This is a genomic window from Sphingomonas sp. Tas61C01, assembly GCF_052567495.1.
The window spans coordinates 3685218-3706862 of sequence record NZ_CP199583.1 but is presented as its reverse complement, the minus strand read 5'-3'; the positions used below and the strand labels follow the sequence as shown (position 1 = coordinate 3706862).

Below are 21645 nucleotides of genomic sequence, written 5' to 3'. Positions count from 1 at the left end.
CTGCCCTCAAGCCCTGACCTTCTTCGCCTTGCCGTCGATCAGGACCGCTTGCTGCCACCGGCTCGGCGGCTTGTCGGTACGGTGGATGCAGCCCGCCCAGCAGCACGGCCGCTTCTTGCCCTCCAGCAATTCCTCGCGAGCCCGGACGATGCGGCGCTGGCGGGTCGCAGCCTGCTTGGCATCGTCGACCCAGCAAATGAATTCGTTGCGCCCGAGCGGCGTCAGCCCCTCCCAGAGTGCCAGCACCCCCGGATCGTCACGGATCGCGGCCTGCAGGTCGTCACCGGCGTCGTGCACGGTGCCATGAGCGAAGGCGTCGGCCACAGGATCTCCTCATGCTCGGCGGTCAGCCGACCGGCGTGATCGCCCGCCCCTCGTCGAACCAGGCGACGAGATTGTCGACCACCAGCGCCCCCATCGCGGCGCGGGTGTGCTGCGACGCCGAGCCGACATGCGGCAGCAGGACGACATTCTCCATCTCGCGGAGCGCGTCGGGGACGTTCGGCTCGTCCTCGAACACGTCGAGCCCCGCCGCCTGGATCGTGCCAGCCCGCAGCGCCGCCACCATCGCACGTTCGTCGACGACGCTGCCGCGCGACACGTTGATCAGCACGCCCTGCGGCCCGAGCGCCGCCAGCACCTCGGCATCCACGATGTGCCGTGTCGCCGCGCCGCCGGGCACGATCGCGATCAGCACGTCGCACGCCGCCGCCAGCGCGACCGGGCTGGCGTGATAGTCGTAGCCGATGTCGCGCTGACGGGTGCGGCGGTGGTAGGCGATCGGCACATCGAACCCGTCCAGCCGTCGCGCGATCGCCTGCCCGATCGCCCCGAATCCGAGCATCCCGATGCGCCGTCCGCGCAGCGTCGGGGATAGTGGGAACGGCCCGGACGGCCAGCGTCCCTCGCGCACGTAGCGGTCGGCCTGCGGCAGGCGGCGCAGCGTCGCCAGCAACAGCGCGACGGCCAGGTCGGCGACCTCGTCGTCGAGCACCCCGGGCGTGTTGGTCACGACGATCCCGCGCGCCCTCGCCTCCGCCGCATCGATATTGTCGTAGCCGACGCCGAAGTTCGCGACGATCTCCAGCGCGGGCAGCCGATCGAACAGCGTGCCGCCGATGCGCCCGGCCAGCGTGCTCGCCGCCACGCCGCGGATCGTCTGGCCGTGAGTGCGCAGATACGCATCGGCATCGGGTTGATCCCACAGCCGGTGCAGCACGAAGCGCTCGTCGAGCGCGGTGACGACGCTCGGCATCATCGGCGCGGGCATCAGGATGTCGGGCTTGGTCATGGCCCCGGCTATAGCGGCACGACCGCCGGCTGGGCATCGGCGGTCGATGCGCCGATCCGCGGGATCATCAGGTGGATCAGCGCCAGCGCGATCAGATAGGCGCTGCTCGCCCAGAGCAGCACCGGCCAGTAGGAGCCGATCGTCTCGAGGATGTGGCCGACATATTTGGCCATGATCATGCCCCCGATCGCTCCCGCGGCGCCGCCGATCCCCATCACCGACGCGATCGAGCTGCGCGGCACGGTGTCGGATACGATCGCGTAGAGGTTCGACGACCAGCCCTGGTGTGCCGCCGCCGCCAGGCCGAGGATCGCGACCGCGGTCCACAGGTTGGAGGCGCCCGCCGCGAAGAACACCGGCACCACGCACAGCGCGCAGACCAGCAGCGCGGTCTTGCGCGCGCGGTTGACGGTCCAGCCCAGCTTCATCAGCCGCGACGACAGCCAGCCGCCACCGATGCTGCCCGCGTCGGCGAGCAGGTAGATGACGATCAGCGGCGGGCCGAAGGTCTTGAGGTCGAGGCCGTATTGCTTCGACAGCAGGTCGGGCAGCCAGAACAGGAAGAGATACCAGACCGGGTCGGTCAGGAACTTCGCGGTCGCGAACGCCCAGGTCGGGCGCTGCCTGAACAACGTTCGCCACGGGGTGCGGACCGCCGGGTCGACCTCGGCATCCGCTTCGATATAGGCGAGCTCCGACGCCGAGACGCGGGGGTGGAGCGCCGGTGGGCGGTAGAAGCCGAGCCACGCCAGCAACCAGGCGAAGCCGAGCAGGCCCGTGACGATGAATGCCGCCTCCCAACCGAAATAGATCGTCAGCACCGGCACCACGATCGGCGTCGCCAGCGCACCGACATTGGCGCCGGCGTTGAGAATGCCCGCCGCCAGCGCGCGTTCGTGGCGGGGAAACCATTCGGCGACCGACTTGATCGCGGCGGGGAAGTTCGCGGCCTCGCCCAGCCCGAGCAGGAACCGCGCACCCGCGAACCCGAACGGGGTGCGCGCGAAGGCGTGGAGCATCGCGGCGAAGCTCCACAGCGCGATCGCGCCCGCATAGCCGAGCCGCGATCCGACCCGGTCGATCAGCGGCCCGCAGGCCAGCAGCCCGATCGCGTAGGCGGCCTGGAACCAGAAGACGATGTTGCCGTAATCGGTCTCGCTCCAGCCGAGCTCGCCCTGCAGCGTCGGCTTGAGGATGCCGATGATCTGGCGATCGATATAGTTGATCGTCGTCGCGAGGAATAGCAGCGCGCAGATCACCCAGCGCACGTTGCTGGCGGGGCGCGGCCTGATCAGCGCCGCCGTGCTTTCCTGCGTCGCCATCATCGTCCGTCCCCTTGTTGTCGTTATCCGTCGGGCACGCGGGTCAGCCGAGCGCGTGGACGATCCCGCGTTCCAGCCCGCGCAATTCGGCCAGCCCGCGCATCCGCCCCAGCAGCGAATAGCCCGGATTGGTCTGCCGCCCGAGATCGTCCATCATCTGGTGCCCATGGTCGGGCCGCATCGGGATCGATCGCCCCTCGGCGCGCTGCAGGCGCACCAGCGCCGCCACGACATCGGCCATCCGCGCGTCGCCTTCGAGGTGCGCGGCTTCGTGGAAGGATCCGTCGGGTTCGTGCGCGACCGAGCGGAGATGGACGAAACCGATGCGGTCGCCATGCCGTTCGACGATACCCGACAGGTCGTTGTCGCGGCGTGCGCCGAACGAACCGGTGCAGAAGCACAGGCCGTTCGAGGCGTTCGGCACCCGCGCGACCAGCGCGGCGATGTCGGCCTCGGTGCTGACCACACGTGGCAGGCCGAAGATCGGGAACGGCGGGTCGTCGGGATGCACCACCAGCCGGATGCCGAGCTCGTCCGCCACCGGGCAGACCGCCTCGAGGAAATAAGCGTGGTGCTCGCGCAGCCGATCGGAGTCGACCGCGCCATAGCCCTCGATCGCGCGCAGCAACTCGGCGGAGGTGAAGCTCTCCTCGCTGCCTGGCAGCCCGGCGATGATCGTGCGCTCCAGCCGGGCGCGGGCGTCGTCGTCCATCGCCGCGAAGTGTCGTGCCGCTGCCTCTCGAACCGCGTCGGCATAGTCGCCCTCGGCGCCCCGACGACCCAGGATGTGGAGGTCGTAGGCGGCGAGCGCGACCGGCTCGAACCGCAACGCCAGCGCGCCGTCGGGCATCGCCCATGCCAGGTCGGTGCGCGTCCAATCCAGCAACGGCATGAAATTGTAGGTGACTACGCTTACCCCACCCGCCGCGAGGTTGCGCAGGCTGGTGCGGTAATGATCGAGCAACCGGTCGCGATCGGCTGCGCCGAGCTTGATCGCCTCGTGCACCGGCAGGCTCTCGACGACGGTCCAACCGAGGCCCGCGCGTTCGATGTCGGCGCGGCGCCCGGCGATCGCGTCGGCGGTCCAGACCTCGCCATTCGGGACATCGTGGAGCGCGGTGACGACCTCGGTTGCGCCCGCCTGCCGGATGCCGAGCAGCGACACCGGGTCGCTAGGCCCGAACCAGCGCATCGTCTGCGTCATCATCACGGACGCGGAAGCACGCGCAGCAACCGTCATCGTACCCCCTCCCCAGCTTGTACTTGCCTGGCCCTAGACGATGGTAAGGCCAAAAACAACGAATTGCCTTACAACTATGTGGCGCGTGTCGCTTTCGCCGTCGCGGTCAACACCAGCTCCGCTGCGAGCAACGCCTGCTCCTGATCCTGCGCGACCGAGGTCCGCTCGACCAGGTCGGTGACGAACTGCGGGCCGAACGGCAACGGCACGTTCGAACAATCCAGATAGCGGGTGCCCTTGCGATCGGCCACGAACAGGTGGTTGCCGCCGGGGCGCCCCGCGATATCCACATATTTGCGCAGCTCGATATAGCCTTCGGTGCCCAGGATGAAGAGCCGCCCGTCGCCCCAGGTAGGCAGTCCGTCCGGGGTGAACCAGTCGACCCGGACATAGCCGGCGCCGCCGTCCCCATGCACCATCATGTCGCCGAAATCCTGGAACTGCGGATGGTCCGGATGGCCGAAATTGCCGACCTGTGACGCGAGCACGGTCGCGCGCTTGCTGCCGGTCAGGTACAGGAACTGGTCGGCCTGATGGCTGCCGACATCGGTGAGGATACCGCCGTTGCGCACGGGATCCCAGAACCAGTCGGGGCGCGACGGCGCGGAGGCACGATGCGGCGCGAGGTTGATCGTCTGGATGACGCGGCCGATCGCGCCGTCATGCACCATCTGCCCGGCCATCACCGCGGCGGGCACCTCGAGCCGTTCGGAATACATGATCCCGAACTTGCGCCGGGTCGCCTTGATCGTGGCGCGCACCTCGGCGAGCTGCTGCAGCGTGACCACTGCGGCCTTGTCGCTGAGATAGTCCTTGCCCGCGCGCATCACCTTGATCCCCAGCGGCGCGCGCTTGACGGGGATCGCGGCGCTGCACACCAGCTTGATCTTCGGATCGTCGATAATCTCGTCTTCGGACCGCGCCAGCCGGATGCCGGGATAGCGTTTCTGGAACGTCGCGACCTGCTTCGGGTCCGCCGCATAGAAGGCGGTGAGCACGCCGCCACCGCGGATCATCGCATCGGTGATCGCGTAGATGTGATTGTGATCCATCCCGATCACCGCAAACGGCACGCGGTACTTCGCCTCGGGCGCAGGGCGCGCGGGGGCGGTCTGCGTGGCGGCGTCGCCTCGCGTCGCGGACTGGGCGAGCGCGTCGGCGGTGAAGCCGGTGAGCCCGGCGGCGATGCCCAATCCGATCAGGTCGCGGCGGCTGGTGTCGGTCACAGGTCGTTCCTCATGTTGTCGGTTCAAACCGAAACCAGATCGCTCGGCCAGCGCAGCGCCTCGCCGCGGTCCATCGCCTGTTCCCCCAGCAGCGACGCGACGCTGGCGTTGTAGGCCTGCGTCAGCAGCCCGGGCAACGGCTTGCCCGCCCGCACCGCTTCCGCGAATCCCTCGAACTGGAGCAGGGTCTCGTCATATTCGCCCCACCCGAGCGAGTCGCCGGGCGTCGTCACCGGCAGCTCCGGGAACCAGGTCGCGCCGCCGATCGGCACGGTGCGCTTGGAGCCGCGCGCGACGTCCTGATGCATCCGCTGCAGCGCGAGCTGCTTGGGCGGCACCTCCTGATAGATCCGGCCGAGTTCGGGCTCGATCGTGCCCTTGCTCCCCTGGATCTGCTCCTCGCAGCCATAGCGCGCATTGTTGAGCAGCGAGGTGTAGATCACCTTCCGCCCGCCGCTATATTCGTAGATCAGCGCGACATGGTCGTAGACCTCGCGGCCATCCTTCCAGAAGCAAATGCTCCCGGATCCGATCACCTTGGTCGGCACTCCGTCGAGGAACCAGTTGCCGACCTGCAGCTGGTGGGTCGCCAGCTCGGTCATCAGCCCCGCCGATCGATCGCGGTACAGCCGCCAATTGATCTGCCGGTCGGGAACCCCGGCCGGCACCGGGCGGCGCCAGCTGTTGTTGCGGTGCCAGCTGGCGCGGACCTGGGTGATCTCGCCGATCTCGCCCGCCTTCACCCGCTTCAGCGCATTGAGATAGGTTGGGTGGAACATCCGCTGGTGGCCTATCTGCAGCACCTTGCGGCTCTCGCGGGCCTTCGCGACCATCGCGCCGCAATCGGCGATCGTCCGCGCCATCGCCTTCTCGCACCAGACGTGCAGCCCGGCGTCGAAGCTGGCGGCGGTGTGGCGCGCGTGCAGATCGAGCGGGGTCGCGATCACCACGGCATCGAGGCCCTTTTCGGCAAGCAGCGCGCGGTGATCCGCAAAGGCGGGTACGGTCGCGCCGGCGATCTCGCGCGCCTTGGCGAGGTGAGGCTCGTAATCGTCGCAGATCGCGGCGACGGTGCAGTTGCGCGTCTTCATGATGTTGCGGATCAGGGTGCGGCCGCGATCGCCGGTGCCGATGACGCCGAGCCGCACCCGCTGCCCGGTGGCGGGTGCGGCGCTTGCCGCTTCGGCAGCCGAGACCGCCCAGGGCGCCGCGCTGGCGACGCCCATCCCCGCGGTTGCGGTCAGCACACGATCGAGGAAGGTGCGGCGCGTCAGGTCGAACGGGGTATCGGTCATCTAGGCACACATCCCAAGGTCTTGCGCCGCGAGCGCGGCATCGAGGTCGAACCGGAAGCAAGGTCCGGCATGGTCGAGCATCAGGCGCGCGGCCTGCGCGGTGCCGGCGACCATCAGCGCGGTGCTCATCGCCTCCGCGGCGGCACCGGTCGCGGCGACCACGACCGTGCAGCGCGGCGCGGTCACCGCGATCCCGCGTCGGGGATCGATCAGCGCCATCCGCTCCGGCGCGGTGGTCCCGATTCCGATCGTGGCGGAGATCGACACCGCCCGCCTGCTACCGGCGTCATCGAGCTCGATTGCGGCGAGCGTCCCGTCGTCGACCAGCGGGTGCGGGATCGAGAACGGCCACGAACCGCCGAGCGGGTGATCGCCGACCACCGCGATCGAGCTTTCCCCCGCCGTCAATAGCGCCGACGCCACGCCGACGGTGCGCAATGCTGCGCTCGCGCGATCGAGCGCGAGGCCCTTGCCGATCCCGCCGAAATCGAGCGCAAGCGTCCGGCCGGCGGCGATCGTGCGCGCCGCACGGTCGAACCTCACCGCGGTCCAGCTTGCGCCGCTTCGCAGGTCCGCGGCGACGTCGAACAGCCCGAAGGTCGCGGCATGTGCATCCTCCGCCGCGACCAGCGCATCGAACAGGATGTCGTCGTCGATCGTTGCCGCCTGCCTTGCCAGCAATGCCGCATTGAGCGCAGTCGCCGCCGACGGCCGATGGATCGTCAGCGCGTCGTCGACCGCCTCGACCGCCCGACGCGCCTCTTCAAGCGCACCCGCCGGCACGTCGCCGAACAGGTGCAGCTCGACGCGCGTCCCCATGGCGGCGAACCGTTCGATCATCAGGCCTTGATCTCCCAGCCGGGCTGATAGTCGACCGACCAAAGCTTCATCGCCGCAGCCGACGCGGGCCGCCCGGTCTTCGGATCAATGGCGAGCACGGTGTTGGTGCGATACGCCATGTTGCCGAGGTGGCAGAGATTGGTGCTGACATGCGCCTCCGCGATCGGCGAATTGAGTGCGCTCGCCTTGCCGCGGATCACGTCGGCTAGGTTGCCGGCGTGATAGACGTCGAGGATCCCTTCGCCGACGGTCCCTGTCGTCTCCGAATCCGCCGCTGCCTTCACCACGCGGGTCTGCTTGCCGTCGAGATCGTACAGCTCGTAGCCGTTGCGATCGACCACCACCGATCCCTTGGTCCCGAGCAGCAGCACGCCGCGCCCGCGGCCGTAGCGCAGCATGGAATTGCCGCTCTGCCCGTCCCAGCGGATCACGCGATCGCCGTCATAGGCGAGCGTCAGATCCATCGAATCGTACATCTCCCAATCGTCGTCGTTGAAGAATTGCCGCGTTCCACGCGCGACAACCTGCTTGGGATAGGTGAGCCCCATCAGCCACCGCGCGACGTCGATCTCGTGCATGCCGTTGTTGCAGATCTCGCCGGTGCCGTACTGCCACACCCAATGCCAATTATAGGGCGCGAGGTTGGAACGGTACGGCGCGCGCGGTCGCGGGCCTTGCCACATGTCCCAATCGAGCGTGGCGGGCGCCGGCATCTGCTTGCCGTGCCCGATCGGCTTGCGCGCATTGGCGTACCATGTCTGTGCTTCGTACACATGGCCGAGCCCGCCACCCTGGACCAGCGCCAGCAGCTGGCGTGTCTCCGGGCTGGAACGCTGCTGATTGCCGATCTGGAGGTGTCGGCGGGTGCGCTTCTGCACCGCGATCATCGCTTCGCCCTCAGCAGGCGCGATGCCGACCGGCTTCTCGCAATAGACGTGGTGCCCCGCGTTCATCGCGTCTGTAGCGACCTTCACGTGGCTGAAATCGGGCGTGGCGACGGTGATTATGTCGACGGCGCGGCGATCGAGCAGGCGGCGGTAATCGCCTTCGGTCTGCACCGCGGCGTTGCCGCGTGCTGCCCAGGCCGCCGCGCGCTTCGCCAGCACGGCGCTGTCGCAGTCGACGAAGTGGGTCACGGCGACGCCTGGCACCTTGGAAAACGCGGCCATGTGCGCCTGCCCGCGGCTGTTCACCCCGACGACCGCGACCCGTAGGCGATCGTTCGCGCCCTTGATCGCGGCATAGCTTTTCGCAGTGATCGCGGTGCCGATCGCCGCGGTGGCGCCCTTGATGATCGTACGACGGTCCATCATCGACCCAGTCTCCCTTAGAATTTGCGTAGCTTGATCGAGCGGAAATCGACGTGGTCGCCGTGATCCTGCAGCAGGATCGGACTTTCCGGCCATTCGCCGAAGCCGGCGACGTTCGCGAACTTGCTCTGCGAGACCGCGGCGCGGAAGGCCGGCGATCCGCGCTCGAACGCCACCATCTTGAAGCCGTTGAGCCAATGCTCGACATGATTTCCGCGGACGACGATCACCGCGCGGTTCCACTCACCGGGCGGATTGATTCGTTTGCCGGGGCTCGCCGGATCCAGCAGATTGCTGGCCGGAATCAGATCGTAGAGCGAGGCGAGTGTGCGATTGCCGTCACGGCCCATCTTCGCATCGGGATGGCGCGCGTCGTCGAGCAGCTGGTATTCCAGCCCGATACCCGATCCGTCGGGTGCGATGCGGTATTTGATGCCGCTGTTGGCGCCCTCGGCGATGCGGAAATCGACCGACAATTCGAAGTTGCGATAGGGGGTCGCGGTAACGATGTCGCCGCCGCCACCGGTCACCGACAGCGCGCCGTTGGCGATCGACCAACCCTTGGTGGGAAACGCACCGCCCTTGGCGCTGCGCCAGCCGGCGCCGGTGCGTCCGTCCCACAGCAGCGTCCACCCCGCCTTGCGCTCGCGGTCGCCGAGCCGGTTGGCCAACCAGCCCTGCTGTTCCAGCCCGGTCTCGGGCATCGCAAACCGTTGCGGCCGATCGGTGATCACCCGGATGTTGCGAAAGCGTGCCTCGGGGTGACGCGCAGCATCGCGATCGGGGATGGCGTGGACCTGGAAAGCGATGAAGCCTGCCGCGTCAGTGTCGTCGACCACGTCGGTCGCGGGCACGCCGTTGATCCAGGTCCGCAATCGGTTGCCGATCGCCTCGATCCGGTAATGATTCCAGTCGCCCGATCGGAAGGTGCTCCGCGCTGCGTCGTTGCGCCCGAGCGAGTAGAGCCACTGCCGGCGCTGCTCGTCGTACATGCCGCCGCTCCACGCGCGTGGGCTCGGGTCGATTTCCGCCTGATAGCCGTGCACGACGCCGTTTCGGTAATCGGGACGGCTCTGGCCGCGGACCATGACGCCGGAGTTCAGCAGCGGATCGGTCTTGGCGTCGAATTCCATGATGTAATCGCCGAATCGCGCATCGGAGACCAGCCAGCTGTTCGTCTTGCCCACCATGGCACGGCCGACCAACTCGCCGTCGACGACATCGTAGGTGGCTGCCCCACCGGTCGTCCGCCAACCGCTCAACCCGGACTTGGGGGTGATGTCCTGCCAAGGCGCCGTGTCCTGCGCGGCGCTGGCCGCGCTCAGCGGCGAGGTGGAGACGGTGGCGAGCGCGAGGGCGAGCGCCACCCCATAAGAGGCACCGTGCCAAGGTTCGAATTTAGACGACTTCATCGCATCCTCATCCCCACTGCGCATCGATCGATGTCGATGCATCATTACTGATCGCATGGGGTACTCATTGGTCCGACCACATGCAAGCATACTGTCAGACATTTCTGGTAGATGATCGTCGGTGGCGTATGGCATAGGCTAGCCGTGGCACCGCTGGCGGAAAACCCGTAAGGGGCCGACGACGCAGGCTCCTTGCGGCGTCGATCGATTGGATGGAACGAGATGTCAGAGCAGGGCGGTGGCAAGCTATATCGGAAGATCGTCCACGCGATCGTCGCGGATATCGCCGCCGGCAAATACCCGATCGGCGCTCGCCTCCCCGCCGAGCGCGACCTTACCGAGCGCTTCGGCGTCAGCCGGCCGACGATCCGCGAGGCGATGATCGCGCTCGAGATGCAGGGTCTCGTCGAGGCGCGCAAAGGATCGGGCGTCTTCGTCCTCGCGACGTCGAGCAGTTCGGGTGACGAAGAACTCGATATCGGCGCGTTCGAGATCACCGAGGCACGCCGGTTGATTGAGGGCGAGGTTGCGGCGGTCGCGGCGACCGACATCGACGAGGATCAGCTGGTCGAGTTGCGCACGTTGCTTGCCGCGATGGCGCAGGACGACGATGCCGCGGCCGAGGACGCCGATCGCCGCTTCCATATCGCGATCGCGGAGGCGACCGGCAACGCGATGCTGATCTCGGCGGTGACCGATGCCTGGGACATGCGATTCCGCTCGCCGCTCGCGCGGCAGGTCCTCGCCAAGGCCGGCAGCCTCGGCACCAAGGAACGGATGGAGGAGCATGGCCGCATCCTCCGCGCGCTCGAGGCCCGCAACCCGGTCGAGGCGCGACTCGCGATGCGCGACCATCTGTCGCGTGTCATCGACCATCTCCTGCACGTCGACGAGACCGAGGCCGTCGAACGCGCCCGTGCGGTGACCGCGCAACGCCGCCGCGCGTTGGCCCGCCGCGCCGTTTAACGAGCTGACACCGCCACGATCGTTCGGTGCGGGAGCTCGGCTGCCCTCACTCGCCACGTCCATTTGCCTGCCAACCTGATAGCTATAGTGCCCTACCACTTTGCAGCTCATTGTCAGGTAGGTTTACCAGTGTTAGAGACGCCCAGGAACCAACGTCCGGAAATTAGAACGGCTGACGGGGCAACCCCGCTGCCACATCCGGAATAAACAGGGGGAGAGGGGCATGAAGCTTACCACGACGAGCAAGATGCGGCTGCTGGTGTCCACCAGTGTCGCGGCGACGCTGTTCGCGACCGGCGCGATCGCAGAGACGCAGCCCTTGGCCGTACAGGACACGAGTGGTCAGGCCACGACGCCGCAAGAAGCAGCGCCCGGCGCCACCGACCAGACCGGCGCCCCGGCAGCGGTTCCGCAGGAACGCACCGAGGATTCGCAGGACATCGTCGTCACCGGATTCCGAGCGTCGCTGAACAGCGCGTTGGCGGTGAAGCGCAACGAGACCGCTGCAGTCGACAGCATCGTCGCCGAAGACATCGGCAAGTTCCCCGACTCCAACCTCGCCGAATCGATGCAGCGCATTCCCGGCGTCGCGCTGTCACGCGGTGACGGTGGCGAAGGCCGCAACATCTCGGTCCGCGGCCTCGGGGCACAGTTCACGCGGGTTCGGATCAACGGCATGGAAGGCGTGTCGCAGGTTAGCGGCAGCGACATTCGCGGCGGCGTCGCGACCGGACGTTCCTTCGACTTCGTCACCTTCCCGACCGAGATCTTTTCCAGCCTGTCGGTGCGCAAGACGCTCTCCGCCGACGTGGAGGAAGGTTCGCTCGGCGCCACCGTGGATCTGCGCGCGCCGAAGCCGTTCGACCAGAAGGGCGACTTCGTCGTCTCCGCCACCGCGCGCGGCATCTACAACGACATCCGCAAGGACGTCGATCCGCGCGTCTCCGCGCTCGTCTCCAAGAAGCTCGGTGACACCTTCGGTATCCTCGGCAGCATTGCCTATTCGAAGCGCCATATCGACGAATACGCCTATTCCGCGGTCGATATCCTGCCGAGCTATGTGGCGGGTCAATCGCGACCGGTGACGCTGCCCGGTACGACTACCCCGACCAACATCATCTTCCCGTACTGCACCCCTATCGGCTACACCTACCAGGGTGTTGCGGTGCAGAGCCCGGCGACCGGGTACGCCAACGGCGGCACGCCGGTCGGCGCCGATGCGAACAATTGCAGCACCGGCAATCCGCGCACCAGCACCCAGGCGGCCTACGACTATGTCATGAGCCGCACCGGCGCTTCGGGTCGGCCGGGCGGCGGCGTGTTCCTGCCGCGCCTGCCGCGCCCGGTGAAGGGCAGCCAGGATCAGGACCGCCTCGCCGGATCCCTGACGCTGCAGTGGAAGCCGTCGTCGAACACGGACATCTCGATCGACGGGATCTATTCGCGCTTCAAGGTCGACCGCCTCGATACCCAGTTCGATGCGCGATCGATGGGGCGCACCGCATCGAACAACGGCCAACCGATGATGTCGATCAAGGACATTCAGGTCGATGACAACGGCTCGCTGATCTACGGTCTGTGGGACGGCGTCGATCTGCGTTCCGAGATGCAGCAGGAGAAGTTCACCTCGACCTTCCGTCAGGTCAATCTCAACTTCGATCAGCGCTTTTCGGACACGTTCCGCGTCTACGGCCTTGCCGGCATCAACGATTCCCGGCTGCATGTGAATCGCCTGCAGGTCGCCATGGACTCGAACGACACCGATAATTTCTCGATCGATTTCCGCGACAATCCCGACGTGCCGAAGATCAGCTACGGCATCGACACCACCAATCCCGGCAACTTCGCCTATGGGCCGCCGCTGCCCGACGGCTCGCAGCGCGGACAGCTGTCGAACTTCATCCGCGACAATACCATCGTCAGCAAGACCTTCGAGCTGAACGGTGAGTGGGAAGCCGCGCCGAACTTCACCGTCTTGGTCGGCGGGCAGTACCGCACCAACGAGTACAAGGCGCGCGAACGGCAGCTCGCCACCAACACGCCACTGGCGCTGCCCGCCGGCGTGTCGCTGTCGGACATCACCTTCGTTACCAAGGGCGTCGGCAGCAATCTCGACGGCCAGATGCAGGATTTCGCGGCCATCGATCCCGACAAGTTCCGCAAGGCGGTGAACTTCGACAACTACGTCTATTGCAGCATCGAATGCGCCAAGGGCACGTTCGGCGGCGTCCGCGAGAAATACGGTTCGGGCTATCTCATGGTGAAGGCAAACACCGAGGATGTGTTGCCGTTCACGCTGCGCGGCGATGCAGGCGTCCGCTACGTCCACACCAGCCTCGACACATACGGCCCAATCCCCGCGGCGGCCCCGGCCGGGTCGGCCTATCCGTCGGTGTTCCTGATCTCCAACGTCAAGCGGTCCTACGAGGATTGGCTGCCGTCGATGAACCTGGCGCTCGACGTTACCAGCAACCTGATCGCGCGCATCTCGGCCGCCCGGGTGATGTCCCGCCCGGCCTATGGCCAGCTGATCCCGAGCGGCAGCGCCAACATCGTGATCCGCACCGCATCGATCACCAATCCGTTCCTCAATCCGATCCGCGCCAACACCTTCGACGCGTCGCTCGAATGGTATTTCGCGCCGGGTTCGTTGCTGTCGGTCGCGTATTTCCAGAAGAACATCGAAACCTACATTCAGAATACCGTCCAGCTGGTGCCGTTCCGCGAACTCGGCCTGCCGCTGTCGCTGCTCGAGGGCACCGGCACCGGCGTCACGCCCGACGAGCTGTTCAGCGTCACCCGCAGCACCAACACCCCCGGCGGTCCGCTCCGAGGCGTCGAGGTCAACGTACAGCTGCCGTTCCGCTTCCTGCCGGGTGCGCTCAGCAACTTCGGCGCGCTCGCCAACTTCACGCGGGTGCGGTCGAATATCGACTATATCATCTCGCCGACGGTTACACGGACCGCGGCGCTCGTCGGCTTATCGCCGGAGACCGCTAGCGGAACGCTCTACTACGAGGACAGCAAGTTCAGCATCCGTTCGACGATCAACTATCGCTCGGGCTTCCTGACCGGCGTGCCCGGCCCGACGGACAGCGACGCGAACGGCAACGCCAGCTCGATCTTCGTCGACGCCTCCGCCTCGTACAACCTCAACGAACACATCAAGTTGATCGCGGAAGTGTCGAACATCACCAACGAGACCAACCGTCTGTTCACCGACACGACGCGGCAGGACCCGCTCTACACCGCGTATTTCGGCCGCACCTACGCGCTGGCAGTCAACTTCCAGTTCTGATCCACCACCTCCCCCGTGGGGCCGTCGTTCCAACAGGAGCGGCGGCCTCTTTTTTTGGCCTAGCCCCCGGCGCTGCCAGCCGCAGGAGCCGCCTCCCATCCCCCGCCGAGTGCCTTGAACAGCGCCGCGCTGTACTGGCGCAGTTCGGCATCGCTCGCCGCGAGCTGCTCGCGCGCCTGCATCACCTGGGTCTCCGCATCGAGCAGCGAATCCTGCGCGACGAAGCCGGTGCGATACTGCGCCTCGCGCGCCTTCGCGGTCGCCTCCGCATCGACGATCGCGCGGGCCAGTGCGGCGTGCCGGCGCTGCTCCGCATCGATCCGAGTCAGCGCATCCTCGGTATCGCGCAGCGCCCGCAGCACCACCGACCGATAGCGTTGATACGCCTGCTCGCGATCCTCCTCGCGGATCTTCACGGTCGCACGCCTGGTGCCCCAATCGAGGATCGGGAACATCGCCGCACCGGTACCGGTCAGCTGCAGGCTGTCGCCCGAGAACAGGTTGCCGAGCGCGCTGGAGATCAGCTGCGCCATCCCGGTCAGGCTGAAGCGCGGGTAGAGATCGGCTACCGCCACGCCGATGTCGGCCGATGCCGCGGCGAGTTCGCGCTCCGCCGCGCGGATGTCCGGCCGCCGCCGCAGCAGGTCCGACGGCAAACCGGCGGGGATCGGCGGCGCCGCGCCGAGCGGGCGCATCGGCGCGATCTCCGCCCGGAACGCGGTCGGCGCCTGCCCCAGCAGGATCCCGAGCGCATGGATGCGGACATCGACGTCCGCCCGAATCGGCTCCAGCCGCGCCTCGGTCGCGGTGATCGAAGCGCGCTGCTGGGTAGTGTCGGCCTGCGGCACCAGCCCGACCTGGGCGACATGCTCCGCGATCTGGAGGATGCGGCGCTGGCGCACCAGCTCGTCGTCGATGATCGCGACCTGCGCCTGATCTAGCCGAAGCGCGAAATAGGCCTGCGCCACCTCCGCAGCGAGCGTGACCGCAGCGTCGCGCCCGCTCCATTCGCTGGCGGCAGTCCGCGCGGTCGCCGCCTCGACCTGGCGCCGTCCGCCGCCGAACAGATCGAGCTCCCAACTGGCGTCGAACCCGGCCGCATAGGTGGTGATGCCGCTGCCGGGCAGCGCGATGCCCGATCCGCCGGTGCTCCCCGACCCTCCCGTCTCGCCGCCGCCGCCCCCGCCGAACAGCCGCGCCAGCGAGGCAAAGCCCGCATTCTTGCTGAACTCCACATGCGTGACGTTGGCGGCCGCGTCGATCGTCGGCCGCCCGGTCGCGCGCGCCGCGATCTCCTGCAGCCGCGCCTGGCGGACCCGCGACGCCGCCACCGCGATATCGGGATTATCCTTCAGCGCGATCGCGATCAGCCGGTCCAGCTCGGGGTCGCCGAACGCGGTCCACCAATGCGCGGGATCAACCGAGGCGCCCGCCGGCTGCGGCCCCGCGAAGGCCGCCGGCACCGGCACCTCCGCAGGCGCGTAATTGGGGCCGACGGTGCACCCCGCGAGCAGGCTCGCGACCAGCGCGGCGGATACGAAACGGCGGATCAATGCATTCCTCCCTGGGAGCCGCCACCGGTCTTGCCCGATCGCATGAACAGCACGAGCGGCGCGACGATGAGCACCACGATCATCAACGTGCGGAACACGTCGAGGAACGCGAGCATCGAGGCCTGCCGCTGGACTTGGCTGTAGAGCACCGCGAGTGGCGTGATCGACGGATCGCCCTGCCCTGCGAACTGCCCGCCCGCCTTGGCGAGCCAGTCGTTGTAGTTGGGGTCGAGCGGGTTGAGCTTCTGGACCAGTTCGGACTGGTGACGTTGCAGCCCGCTCGCGAGCAGCGTCTGCGCGACCGAGATGCCGAGCGTCCCGCCCAGATTGCGCGCGACGTTGAGCAGGCTCGACGCCTGCGCGGTCTGGTCCTGCCGCAGCCCGACATAAGCGATGGCGTTGATCGGCACGAACAGGAACGGCAACGCGATCGCCTGATACACGCGCGCGACGCCCGCATCGAGAAAGGTGATGTCGGCGTTGAGATTGGCCATGTTCCATAGCGCCGCGGCCTGCACCAGCAGCGCGGGGAACAGCAGCATCCTGACGTCGACCTTGCCGGTCAGCCGCCCCGCGAACGGCACCGCCAGCAGCGTCGCGACCCCGCCGAAGGTCAGCGCCAGCCCCGCGTCGAGCGAGCTGTAGCCGAGCACCTGTTGCAGCATCTGCGGGATCAGCTGGGTGGTGCCGAACAGGATCATGCCGGTGATCGCCATCACCCCAAGCGTCAGCGAGAAGTTGCGGCTCTTCATCAGCCGCAGGTCGACCACCGGATCGTCATGGTTCAGCTCCCAGAACACCAGCGCGATCAGCGAGGTGGCCGAGATGATCGCACTGGCGATGATCAGCGGGCTCGCGAACCAATCCTCGCGCTGCCCGCGATCGAAGGTGATCTCCAGGAAGCCGAGCCCCAGCGCGACGAGCAGCACGCCGATATAATCGATCCGCAGCCCCTTCTTCATCTTCTTGGCGCGGTCGTCCTGCACCGCCTTCGGCTCGTCGACGAAGATGTCGGCCAGGAAGAAGGCGGCGATGCCGATCGGCACGTTGATCAGGAACACCCAATGCCAGCTGGCATATTCGACGATATAGCCGCCGAGCGTCGGCCCGAGCACCGGGCCGACCACGACGACGATCGCGAACGCCGCGAACGCCATGCCGCGCTTTTCGGGCGGAAACGTGTCCGCGAGGATCGACTGTTCGACCGGCGCGAGGCCACCGCCCGCGATCCCCTGCAGGACGCGGGCGAGCACCAGCGTGGTCAGGTTCGGCGACAGGCCGCACATCAGCGACGCCAGCGTGAACAGCGCGATCGAGATCAGGAAATAGCGCTTGCGGCCGATCGCATCGCTCAGCCAGCCCGAGATCGGGATGACGATCGCGTTGGCGACCAGATAGCTGGTCAGCACCCAGGTCGCCTGGTCAGCGGAGACGGAGAGCCCGCCCGCGATATGATCGAGCGCGACGTTTGCGATCGAGGTGTCGAGCACCTCCATGAAGGTCGGGATCGAGATGATCGCGACGATCAGCCACGGGCTGTATCGCCCCGCCGCGGATCGGCTGTCGGACCAACCGCCGCCGGCCGACGCGGCCGATGCCACCTCAGCGCACCTTTACCGTCGGCACCACCGACATGCCGGGGCCGAGCGGATAGCGTCGCGGATCGGGATCGCCGTCGCGGTGATCGAATTCGATCCGCACCGGCACCCGCTGGACGACCTTCACGTAATTGCCGGTCGCGTTCTGCGGCGGCAGGAGCGCGAACGCCTGCCCAGCGCCACGCTGGACCGAATCCAAGTGACCCCTGAACTCGATGTCGGGATAGGCATCGACCTTGATCGACACCGGCTGCCCGCGGCGCATCAGCCGCAGCTGGGTTTCCTTGAAGTTGGCGGTGATCCACACCCGGTCGGGCACGATCGCCATCAGCTGGGTGCCCGGCGACACGTAGGAACCTAAATTGACCTGGCGGTTGACCACCTGCCCCGCCACCGGAGCGGTGAGCCGCAGGTTGCCGAGCGTGACGTTCGCCTGGCTGACCGCCGCGCGGCGGGCGCCGACGACCGCTTCGGCGGCGCCGACCTGACGCCTGGCGACCGTCACCTGGGCGTCCGCGGTGTCGATCTCGCGCCGTGCGGCGGCGGCTTCCGCGGCGGTCGAGCGGGCGGTCGCGCGCGCCTGATCGAGCTGCTGCCCCGCGACCGCGTTGGGATCAAGCCGGCGCAGCGCTTCGTAGCGGGCGAGGTCCTGCTGCGCCTTCACCGCGGTGGCAAGTGGCGCGCGTGCCTGCTGCGCCGCCTGCGCACGCGTGGCGAGCGCGGCCGACACCTGGCCGAGCGCCTGCTGCACCTGCGCTTGTGCCTGCGCGACATTGGCCTGTGCCTCGGCAAGCTGCGCTTCGGGGCCCGATGGTTGGATCACCGCGAGCAATCGCCCGGCGGGAACGTGCCGGTTGTCGATGTCGGCGACCTGCACGAGTTGCCCCGCCGATTGCGCCGCGATCCGGACGATGTGCGCGTCGACGAAGGCGTCGTCGGTGGACTCGTACTTGCGTGCATGCAGATAATAGAGCGTGCCGCCGATCACCAGCGTCGCGACCACCGCGACCAGGATGATCCAGAACAGCGGCTTGCGGAACAGCGACGGCTTCTTCTCGTCGTCGTCGCCCTTCTCGTCACCGTCGCCGCCCCCGTCGCCACCCTCGTCGCCACTGGCATCACGGTTATTCCGGCTGCCGGGTTCCTCGTGCTCGTCGTCCGGCTTCCTGGCGTCGTCGCGCTGCTGGTCGTCTTGCGTGTCGCTCATTGCAGTTCCTCAGCGATCATCCGGTCGAGGATGGCGTCGATATTGGCGTGGATGCGGGCCTTCAGCGTGGCGGTGGTCTCGGCGTCGAGTTCGGCAACCTCGAGCAGTCGCAACATCGCCGCGCGCGAGGTGCGCACCGTCAGCGCCTGCCCGAGCAGCGTCACCGTCGCGATCCGCGCCGCCCGTTGGTCGCGACCGGTCGCGACCGCGACGAAGCCGACGAGCGTGCGGATCATCTGCTCCATGACGCCGGCGTAGATGCGGTCGAACGCCGGACCGGGATTCAGCTGTTCGCGCAGGATGAACAGCGCGCGGTCGGCGGTGACGTCGTTCGCCATCTTGTCGACGAAGCGCTCGACCAGCACATGGATCGCCGCGCGGGCCGCGGGCGGATCCTCCGTCGCGGGCGCCGCGTCGAAGTTCATTTCCGCAGCCATCTCGGCGGCGATGTGATCGGCGGCGGCGTGGTACAGCCCTTCCTTGCCGCCGTAATGATAGGTGATCGCGGACATCGCCGTCCCCGCTGCCGCCGCGATCCCGCGCGTGCTCGCGCCCTGCAGCCCCTTCCGGCCGAACTCGCCGATCGCGATTTCCATCAGCCGGTCCTGTGACATGCACGCGCATTAGTTCGTTCGAACGAACATGGCAATAGCTGACGGCGGCGATGGGCCGGGAAGCGTTACGGCCAAGCTTTCGGCAATCCTTCAGTGTTAGGGGCTAGTATAAACAACGGATTGCCGCGCACCGGCGCCAGCGCGACTAATCTGAATTAGTTTTTAGTCAGCTGCAGATTAACAGCGTATCGAAATGGTCACTCGATCTGTCGACATCTTCATCACCAGTGTCTTGTCGTTGGCGATCGTCTTGCAACGAAGCCGCTCCGTCTTCGTTCGATCTCCACTGGCATTCAGGAGTTCGCGTCCCCCACGAAGGAGATGAACGATGAAGCATTTTGAGATCTGGGCCTTGGCCGCGGCGCTCGCCGCCCTCGTTCCGACAGCAGCAAGCGCCGAACCGACCGGCCTGTTCGGTCAGGAGCGGCCGGTGTCCGGCGAGATCCTGGCCGGTGTTCGCGGGGGCAGCGCCATGCTCGCGACGATGTCGATCGGGCGACTGACGACGATGACGGAAGCCTATGCCCGCAGCGACTCCCATGTCTATGGCGCGACCGGCCAGTACCAGATGGATATCTGGTGGAGCACGACCGGGTCGGAGATCATTGCGGAGAATGTACGCGCCGCCACCGGCGCGCCATAAGGCGGGATCGTTCCGCCACAGAAAGCCCCGCGCATGACGCTGCAAGACCTTGTCGTACCCACCTATGTGCAGATGCTCGGCGCGCTAACGAACTGGCTGAGCAAGGCCGAGACGCAGCGGCCGGACGGCGAGGCGGAACCGCTGCTCGCCGCACGCCTGGCGCCCGACATGTTCCCGCTGGCGACGCAGGTCCGCTTCGCCTGCCGCCAGGCGCAGGAAGGCGTTTTTCGGCTGACCGCGCAAGCGTTCCCGGCATCGCTGCAAGCGCTGCTCGACGAGGGACGCAACGCGGGCGAACACCCCGGCAGTCTCGCCGATGCGCAGGCCCGGATCGCGGAGACGATCGGAGTAGTCGAAGCCGTGGCCGCCGAAGGATCCTGGATCGATCCCGCCGCGCCGATCGTGCACGCGCTGCCCAACGGCATGACGCTCGACCTGACCGCGGAACGCTACGCCCGCGACTGGGCGCTGCCGCAATTCTACTTCCACGTCGTAGCCGCCTATTCGATCATCCGTGCGCAAGGAGTCGAACTCGGTAAGGCCGATTATGCCGCGCACATGATCGGCTTTTTCCGCCCTCCCGCCGCCTGACGGTGCCGGGCGCTACCGATGCGACTACCGGATCTCGCCGATCCGGACCGCGTCCAGCCCCAGCCACGACGCCATCCGTTCGAGCTCGCCCAGCAATCGCGGCACGGCATCGGGCGGTGCCGCGGGCTCCAGCGTGATGCGGTGGGCGAGCAGCACGCCGGCGTGGCGGTCGGCCTTCAGGTCCACCCGCGCCACGAGCGCCTCGTCCATCAGGAACGGCAGCACGTAATAGCCGTGGGTGCGCTTGTCCTGCGGCACGTAGATCTCGATGCGGTAATGGAACCCGAACAGGCGTTCGGCACGGCTGCGTTCCCAGATCAGCGGATCGAACGGCGCCAGCAGCGCCTCGCCGCATACCCGCCGCGGTGCCCGCGCATCGCGGTGCATCCACGCCTTCTGGCTCCACCCCTCGACCCGCACCGGCACCAGAACTCCGGCGTCCGCCTGGGCCGCGATCGCGTGATCCGCCTCGTCTGGCTTCAGCCGGTAATAGTCGCGAAGATCGGCGGCGGTAGCGACGCCGAGCGCGCGGGCGCTGCGCTCGATCAGCGTGCGTTGCGCGGTCGCGACGTCGGGAGTCGGCAGATCCAGCACCGCCTTCGGCAGCACGCGTCCGGGCAGGTCGTAGACCCGCGCGAAGCTGCCCCGCCGCGTCGCGGTGGTGATCTTGCCCGACCAGAACAGCCATTCGAGCGCGTGCTTGGTATGGCTCCATTCCCACCATCCGCTCCTGCTCGCGCCGTTTTCGAAATCGGCGGCGGTCAATGGCCCCTCCCCCGCGATCCGGTCGAGCACCGCCTGCGCCTGCGGCCGCAGTTCGTCGGCGAAGCGGCGCAGGCCGCGATAGCCGATCTCGCCACGATCGGCGCGCGCCATCCGCCACCGAAGCAGCGGATGCAGATCGAGCGGCAGCAGCGACGCCTCGTGCGCCCAATATTCGAACAGCCGCCGCTGCCGGCGCGGCCCCCAGGCGGCTCGCTCCAGCAAGGTGCGGTCGAAGCTTCCCAGCCGGGAGAAGCCGGGCAGATAATGTGCCCGCGCGAGCACGTTGACGCTGTCGATCTGCAGCAGCCCGAGCCGGTCGATCGTCCGCTGCAGATGGCCCGCGCCGGCGGTCGTGGGCCGGGCACCGAAGCCCTGCGCCGCGAGCGTCACGCGGCGGGCATCCTTCAGGGAGAGGCTGGTGATCACGCCGCGGCTTGGCGTGCACAGCGGATAAAGGTCAACCGCCAACCGGAC

The 21645-nt window shown here is 67.5% G+C and carries 18 protein-coding genes; 4 read left to right on the top strand and 14 right to left on the bottom strand.

Features of this window, described 5'->3' with window-relative positions:
• Positions 1 to 6 precede the first annotated feature (6 nt).
• The 9 genes from ACT009_RS17315 to ACT009_RS17275 form a co-directional block, all read right to left on the bottom strand.
• Positions 7 to 324 carry a YdeI/OmpD-associated family protein gene (locus tag ACT009_RS17315; RefSeq protein ID WP_445192292.1) on the bottom strand — a complete coding sequence of 106 codons (318 nt, stop codon included), beginning with the start codon at positions 322 to 324 and terminating at the stop codon, positions 7 to 9.
• Between the two features lie 22 nt (positions 325 to 346).
• On the bottom strand, positions 347 to 1291 hold the full coding sequence (locus ACT009_RS17310; protein WP_445192291.1) for a 2-hydroxyacid dehydrogenase: 945 nt from the start codon (positions 1289 to 1291) through the stop codon (positions 347 to 349).
• A gap of 8 nt (positions 1292 to 1299) precedes the next feature.
• The gene (locus ACT009_RS17305) at positions 1300 to 2616 is read right to left on the bottom strand and encodes an MFS transporter (protein ID WP_445192290.1); all 1317 of its coding nucleotides are present in this window, start codon (positions 2614 to 2616) and stop codon (positions 1300 to 1302) included.
• A 40-nt stretch (positions 2617 to 2656) separates the two neighbouring features.
• On the bottom strand, positions 2657 to 3820 hold the full coding sequence (gene uxuA, locus ACT009_RS17300; RefSeq protein WP_445192289.1) for a mannonate dehydratase: 1164 nt from the start codon (positions 3818 to 3820) through the stop codon (positions 2657 to 2659).
• Positions 3821 to 3927: 107 nt separating this feature from the next.
• Positions 3928 to 5079, bottom strand: coding sequence for a Gfo/Idh/MocA family protein (locus ACT009_RS17295; RefSeq protein WP_445192288.1), 1152 nt, complete (start codon positions 5077 to 5079; stop codon positions 3928 to 3930).
• Positions 5080 to 5102: 23 nt separating this feature from the next.
• Positions 5103 to 6374 (bottom strand): Gfo/Idh/MocA family protein, encoded by a 1272-nt coding sequence (locus tag ACT009_RS17290; protein ID WP_445192287.1) that lies wholly within the window; start codon positions 6372 to 6374, stop codon positions 5103 to 5105.
• On the bottom strand, positions 6375 to 7214 hold the full coding sequence (locus ACT009_RS17285; protein WP_445192286.1) for an FAD:protein FMN transferase: 840 nt from the start codon (positions 7212 to 7214) through the stop codon (positions 6375 to 6377).
• Positions 7214 to 8527, bottom strand: a complete 1314-nt coding sequence (locus ACT009_RS17280) for a Gfo/Idh/MocA family protein (RefSeq protein WP_445192285.1) — start codon at positions 8525 to 8527, stop codon at positions 7214 to 7216. The genes ACT009_RS17285 and ACT009_RS17280 overlap by 1 nt, the downstream gene beginning before the upstream one ends.
• Positions 8528 to 8541: 14 nt before the next feature.
• On the bottom strand, positions 8542 to 9936 hold the full coding sequence (locus ACT009_RS17275) for a 3-keto-disaccharide hydrolase (RefSeq protein WP_445192284.1): 1395 nt from the start codon (positions 9934 to 9936) through the stop codon (positions 8542 to 8544).
• A 222-nt stretch (positions 9937 to 10158) separates the two neighbouring features.
• On the opposite strand from ACT009_RS17275, the gene ACT009_RS17270 reads away from it, so the two are divergent.
• Positions 10159 to 10902: a FadR/GntR family transcriptional regulator gene (locus ACT009_RS17270; RefSeq protein ID WP_445192283.1), complete on the top strand. Its 744-nt coding sequence runs from the start codon at positions 10159 to 10161 to the stop codon at positions 10900 to 10902.
• 223 nt (positions 10903 to 11125) lie between these two features.
• A complete protein-coding gene (locus ACT009_RS17265) occupies positions 11126 to 14200 on the top strand; it encodes a TonB-dependent receptor (RefSeq protein ID WP_445192282.1) in 3075 nt (1024 codons plus the stop codon).
• Positions 14201 to 14259: 59 nt separating this feature from the next.
• Here ACT009_RS17265 and ACT009_RS17260 read toward each other — a convergent pair whose 3' ends face one another.
• The 4 genes from ACT009_RS17260 to ACT009_RS17245 are packed head-to-tail and all read right to left on the bottom strand — an operon-like array spanning position 14260 to position 19172.
• Positions 14260 to 15753: an efflux transporter outer membrane subunit gene (locus ACT009_RS17260; protein ID WP_445192281.1), complete on the bottom strand. Its 1494-nt coding sequence runs from the start codon at positions 15751 to 15753 to the stop codon at positions 14260 to 14262.
• On the bottom strand, positions 15750 to 17354 hold the full coding sequence (locus ACT009_RS17255) for a DHA2 family efflux MFS transporter permease subunit (protein WP_445192280.1): 1605 nt from the start codon (positions 17352 to 17354) through the stop codon (positions 15750 to 15752). Before ACT009_RS17255 ends, ACT009_RS17260 begins: the two co-directional genes overlap by 4 nt.
• Position 17355: 1 nt before the next feature.
• A complete protein-coding gene (locus ACT009_RS17250) occupies positions 17356 to 18558 on the bottom strand; it encodes an HlyD family secretion protein (protein WP_445192279.1) in 1203 nt (400 codons plus the stop codon).
• Positions 18555 to 19172, bottom strand: coding sequence for a CerR family C-terminal domain-containing protein (locus ACT009_RS17245; protein ID WP_445192278.1), 618 nt, complete (start codon positions 19170 to 19172; stop codon positions 18555 to 18557). Before ACT009_RS17245 ends, ACT009_RS17250 begins: the two co-directional genes overlap by 4 nt.
• A gap of 328 nt (positions 19173 to 19500) precedes the next feature.
• Between ACT009_RS17245 and ACT009_RS17240 the strand changes: the two genes are divergently transcribed.
• Complete coding sequence (locus ACT009_RS17240; RefSeq protein WP_445192277.1) at positions 19501 to 19815, top strand: hypothetical protein; 315 nt, start codon at positions 19501 to 19503, stop codon at positions 19813 to 19815.
• Positions 19816 to 19848: 33 nt separating this feature from the next.
• Entirely contained in the window at positions 19849 to 20406 is a 558-nt protein-coding gene (locus tag ACT009_RS17235; protein ID WP_445192276.1) for a DUF1993 domain-containing protein, read from the top strand.
• A gap of 24 nt (positions 20407 to 20430) precedes the next feature.
• On the opposite strand, the gene ACT009_RS17230 is transcribed toward ACT009_RS17235, so the two are convergent.
• Positions 20431 to 21639 (bottom strand): winged helix-turn-helix domain-containing protein, encoded by a 1209-nt coding sequence (locus ACT009_RS17230; protein ID WP_445192275.1) that lies wholly within the window; start codon positions 21637 to 21639, stop codon positions 20431 to 20433.
• Positions 21640 to 21645: the final 6 nt, after the last annotated feature.